Raw genomic sequence first — 4,029 nt, 5'->3', positions numbered from 1 at the left:
GCGGGTCGCCCTCGCCCGGGCGATCCTGCGCGACGCGCCGATCCTGCTGCTCGACGAGGCGACCAGCGCCCTCGACTCGGAGAGCGAACTCCTCGTCCAGGAGGCCCTGTGGCGGCTCATGGAGGGGCGGACGGCACTGGTGGTGGCGCACCGGCTGAGCACGGTCGCCACCATGGACCGGCTCGTCGTCCTGGACCGCGGACGGATCGTCGAACACGGCACCCACGAGGAACTGCTCGCATCGGAGGGCACCTACGCGAAGCTCTGGCAGCACCAGTCGGGCGGCTTCCTCGACGACACCCCCGCCGGGGCCGACCCTGCCCGTGCCGACCTGCACTGACGCCGGCCGCGGCGCGCTCCGCGCATCCGGGGCGACGTGGCCGGGTCCGGCCGTACCGGCAGTCGGTCGCCGACATCGCGGACCCGGGCGAAATGCCGCAGCCGCGGTCCGGCGACGGCGACCATGGGGGCGTACGCGTTCTCCGACCGTTGCTGAGGTGCCCACGTGACTGGCATGACGAGGCTGGTCCCGGTGTCGCTGCGCGGGTACCGGCGGGCGTGGCTGGGCCGGGACGTGCTCGCCGGGGTGGCGCTGTCGGCGGTCGCGATCCCCGAGGTCATGGGGTACACCTCGATCGCCGGCATGCCCATCGTCACCGGCCTGTACACGCTGGTCCTGCCGGCGATCGCCTTCGCCCTGCTGGGCTCGTCGAAGCTGCTGGTCGTCGGCGCGGACTCCGCCACCGCGGCGATCCTCTCCGCCGGGCTGCTCGGGCTCGGGGTGGACGGTCTCGTCCCGGGGTCGCCGCAGTGGGTGGGGCTGGCGGGGCTGGTCGCCCTGCTGTCGGGCGTGATCCTCGCTGCCGCGCGGCTGCTGCGGCTCGGCTTCCTCGCCGACTTCCTGTCCGCCGCCGTCCTGATCGGGTTCCTGACGGGTGTCGGTGTCCAGGTGTCGACGGCTCAGATCCCCGAGCTGCTCGGCATCCCCAGGGGCCGTGGCAACTGGTTCCAGCAGCAGTGGTCCTGGATGTCCCGCCTGGACGAGGTCTCCTGGCGCACCGCCGCCTTCGGCGCCGCCACCGTCGTGATCATCGTGGCCTTCAAGCGGTTCCTGCCCCGGTTCCCCGGTTCCGTCGTGGCGGTGGTGGTGCTGATCGCCGTGTCGGCGGCAACGGACGCCTCGGGCCACGGGGTCGCCGTCGTCGGCGCCGTCGAGGGCGGCTTCCCGCCGCTCGGCCTGCCGTCCGGGCTGACCCCCGGTGACGTGACCGCGGTCTTCTCCGTCGCGGTCTCCTGCTTCGTCCTGATCCTGGCCCAGAGCGCGGCCACGGCCCACAGTTTCGCGACCCGCCACGGCGACCGCGTCGACGTCGACCGCGATCTGGTCGGCCTGTCGGTCGCCAACCTCGCCGCCGGGCTGAGCGGGACCTTCGTCGTCAACGGCTCCCCGACGAAGACGGAGATCCTCGACCAGCAGCGCGGCCGGACCCAGGTCGCCAACCTCACCATGGCGCTCCTGTCGCTCCTGGTCGCGCTGGTCTTCACCGATCTGCTGGCCGACATGCCGCTCGCGACGCTGGCCGGGATCGTGCTCCTGGTGGGCCTCGACCTGATCGACGTGCGCGGTCTGCGGCGGATCCGTACCCGGCGCCGCAACGAGTTCGTCGTGGCCGTCGCCACCGCCCTCGCGGTGTTCTGCATCGGTGTCGAGCAGGGCGTCCTGCTGGCCCTCGCGCTGTCCCTGTTCGAGGTGATCCGGCGGGAGTACCGGCCCAAGGACTTCGTCGTCGGCGTCACCGGCGAGGGCGTGCCCACGTACACGGTCGCCGGGCCGGGGATCGAGAGTGCGCCCGGCCTGATCGTCTTCCGCTTCAACGCGGAGCTCTTCTACGCGAACGCGAGCCGCTTCGCCGACCAGGTCAAGGCGCTCGTCGACGGCGCGCCCCATCCGGTGCGCTGGCTGGTGCTCGACGCCGCGGGCATCGCCGACGTCGACTACTCCGCCGGGGTCCGCCTGCACAGCCTGCTCGACTTCCTCGCCACGCGCGGCGTCACCTTCGTCCTCGCACGGCCCGACGCGGCCCTGGTGGAGACCCTGAAGGTCTACGAGTTGTGGCAGCGGATCCCGCCGGAGAACGTCTTCGGCAACCTGATCGACGCCGTCCGCGCGTATTCGGGCGGCCCGTCCCCCGATGCCCCTCCCGGGGGGCCTCCGGCCGGCTGAGTCCGTGCCCGGTCCTCGCGCACTCCCGGGCCCGGCCACGGGGATCGGGAGCGTACGGTGCCAGCGGGGCCGTGCGGTGCGGGTGAAGGCGCGGCGGTAGGCGCTCGGCGGGACGCCGCGGCGGCGGACGAACTGCTCGCGAGGGACCGTCGCACTGCCGTAGCCGACTCTGCGGGCGACCTCCCCCACCGGTAGCCCGGTGGTCTCCAGCAGTTCCTCGGCACGGGCGAGGCGTTGGTCCAGCAGTCAGGGGTGCGGGGTGCTTCCGGTCGCCGCGGTGAAGCGCCGGGCGAAGGACCTGCGGCTCGTCAGCGCGCGTTCCGCCAGTTCGTTCACCGGCAGCGGCCGGTCGAGGTGCTCGCGCGCCCGGGCCAGGACCCGGACGCGCGCGCCGGCACTATGACACGCCTCACACAGCGTCGTGACGCTGCGTCATTCGCGCTGTTCGCCGTGGACATGTCCAACTCCCGTGGCCGGATTCGTCAGTAAGCCGTCATTGCCGCCACTCCCCGGCCGGACACAGGCTGTAACGGTGTCCCAGCGACGAGTTGTTGTGGTGGTCTACCCGGGTGCCCAGGCCCTCGACATCACGGGCCCGATCGAGGTGTTCGACACCGCCAACCGGCGGCGTCCCGGAGAGGAGGGCGAGTACCGGATCGAGATCGTCTCGCCCCGTGCGCCGCGGGTGCGGACCAGCACGGGCATCGTGATCGAGGCCGAGCCGCTCGGGACGGGCGAGGGCCCGATCGACACGCTGGTCGTGCCGGGCGGCTGGAGCCTCCCCGAGGCACTGGCCGACCGGGAGCTGGTGTCCTGGATCGGGCGGGCGGCCGGGCGCTCGCGACGGGTGGTGTCCGTCTGCGGTGGCGCCTTCCTGCTTGCCGAGGCGGGTCTGCTCAACGGCCGGAGGGCCACCACCCACTGGGCGTTCTGCGACGAGCTGGCCCGACGCTACCCGGAGGTGGCCGTCGACCCGGATCCGATCTTCGTCTGGGACGGCACCTACGCGACCTCGGCCGGCGTGGCCAGCGGGATCGACCTGGCCCTCGCCCTGGTCGAGGCCGATCACGGCGCCTCCTTCGCGCTGGAGGTGGCCCGTTTCCTGGTGCTGTTCTTCAAACGGAACGGCGGCCAGTCGCAGTTCAGCACGATCCTGGAGGCCCAGCTGGCCGACCGTCCGCCGATCCGGGCCGCGCAGGAGTGGATCCTGGAGAACCTCGAACAGCCGCTGCCCGTACCCGAGGTGGCCCAGCGCGCCAACATGAGCGTACGCAACTTCGCCCGGGTGTTCCGGCGCGAGGTCGGCACTCCGCCTGGCCAGTACATCGAGCAGATGCGCATCGCCCGGGCCCGGAAACTGCTGGAGTCCACCGAACTACCGGTCGGCCAGATCGCCCGCCGTTGCGGATTCGCCTCCGCCGAAACCTTCTTCCGTTCCTTCGGCCGGACGCTGGAGCTCACTCCGAACGAGTACCGCCGGCGGTTCCAGGCCCTCGCGCCGGCCGGTCTGGTCCTCGGTACCGGCCCGGCAGACAGGAGTGCCACCCCGTGACCACCGACATCCGGGAGACGACCCCGCCGACGGGCCCCACCGGCATCCGGGCGACCCCGCCCGGGGAGACCGCAGGCGCGACCGCCGGGGTCCGCGTCGTGGACCATCTGGCGGCCGCTCTGGCCGAGGACGGAGTCCGGCAGGTGTTCGGCATCGGCGGCGCGAACATCGAGGACCTGTACGACGCCCTGCACCTCCTCGGGGGCCGCCCGCGCACCGTCGTCGCAAAGCACGTGTTCTCGGCCGTCACGAT

The 4,029-nt window shown here is 72.5% G+C and carries 3 protein-coding genes and 2 pseudogenes; 4 read left to right on the top strand and 1 reads right to left on the bottom strand.

Annotated elements, in window-relative coordinates; all coding sequences use genetic code 11:
• Positions 1 to 340: pseudogene (locus tag ABZ641_RS28265) on the top strand (ABC transporter ATP-binding protein); the annotation flags it as partial.
• A gap of 174 nt (positions 341 to 514) precedes the next feature.
• On the top strand, positions 515 to 2,224 hold the full coding sequence (locus ABZ641_RS28260) for a SulP family inorganic anion transporter (protein ID WP_344623601.1): 1,710 nt from the start codon (positions 515 to 517) through the stop codon (positions 2,222 to 2,224).
• A gap of 75 nt (positions 2,225 to 2,299) precedes the next feature.
• Here ABZ641_RS28260 and ABZ641_RS28255 read toward each other — a convergent pair.
• Positions 2,300 to 2,602: pseudogene (locus ABZ641_RS28255) on the bottom strand (helix-turn-helix domain-containing protein); the annotation flags it as partial.
• Positions 2,603 to 2,756: 154 nt separating this feature from the next.
• Here ABZ641_RS28255 and ABZ641_RS28250 point away from each other — a divergent pair.
• Both ABZ641_RS28250 and ABZ641_RS28245 read left to right on the top strand, forming a co-directional pair.
• A complete protein-coding gene (locus tag ABZ641_RS28250) occupies positions 2,757 to 3,776 on the top strand; it encodes a GlxA family transcriptional regulator (RefSeq protein ID WP_344623602.1) in 1,020 nt (339 codons plus the stop codon).
• A partial coding sequence (locus ABZ641_RS28245) for a thiamine pyrophosphate-binding protein (protein ID WP_359986180.1) occupies positions 3,773 to 4,029 on the top strand: 257 nt, incomplete at its 3' end. The genes ABZ641_RS28250 and ABZ641_RS28245, both read left to right, overlap by 4 nt.

The organism is Kitasatospora sp. NPDC007106 (assembly GCF_040634455.1).
GTDB classification, from domain to species: Bacteria; Actinomycetota; Actinomycetes; order Streptomycetales; family Streptomycetaceae; genus Kitasatospora; species Kitasatospora arboriphila.
Note: the sequence above shows the minus strand (reverse complement) of the source record. Positions and strands in the feature narration are given on the sequence as shown.

What these genes read in the sequence shown, in the direction of transcription:
- ABZ641_RS28260 (WP_344623601.1), top strand. Translation starts at nt 515, where the DNA reads ATGACGAGGCTGGTCCCGGTGTCGCTGCGCGGGTACCGGCGGGCGTGG.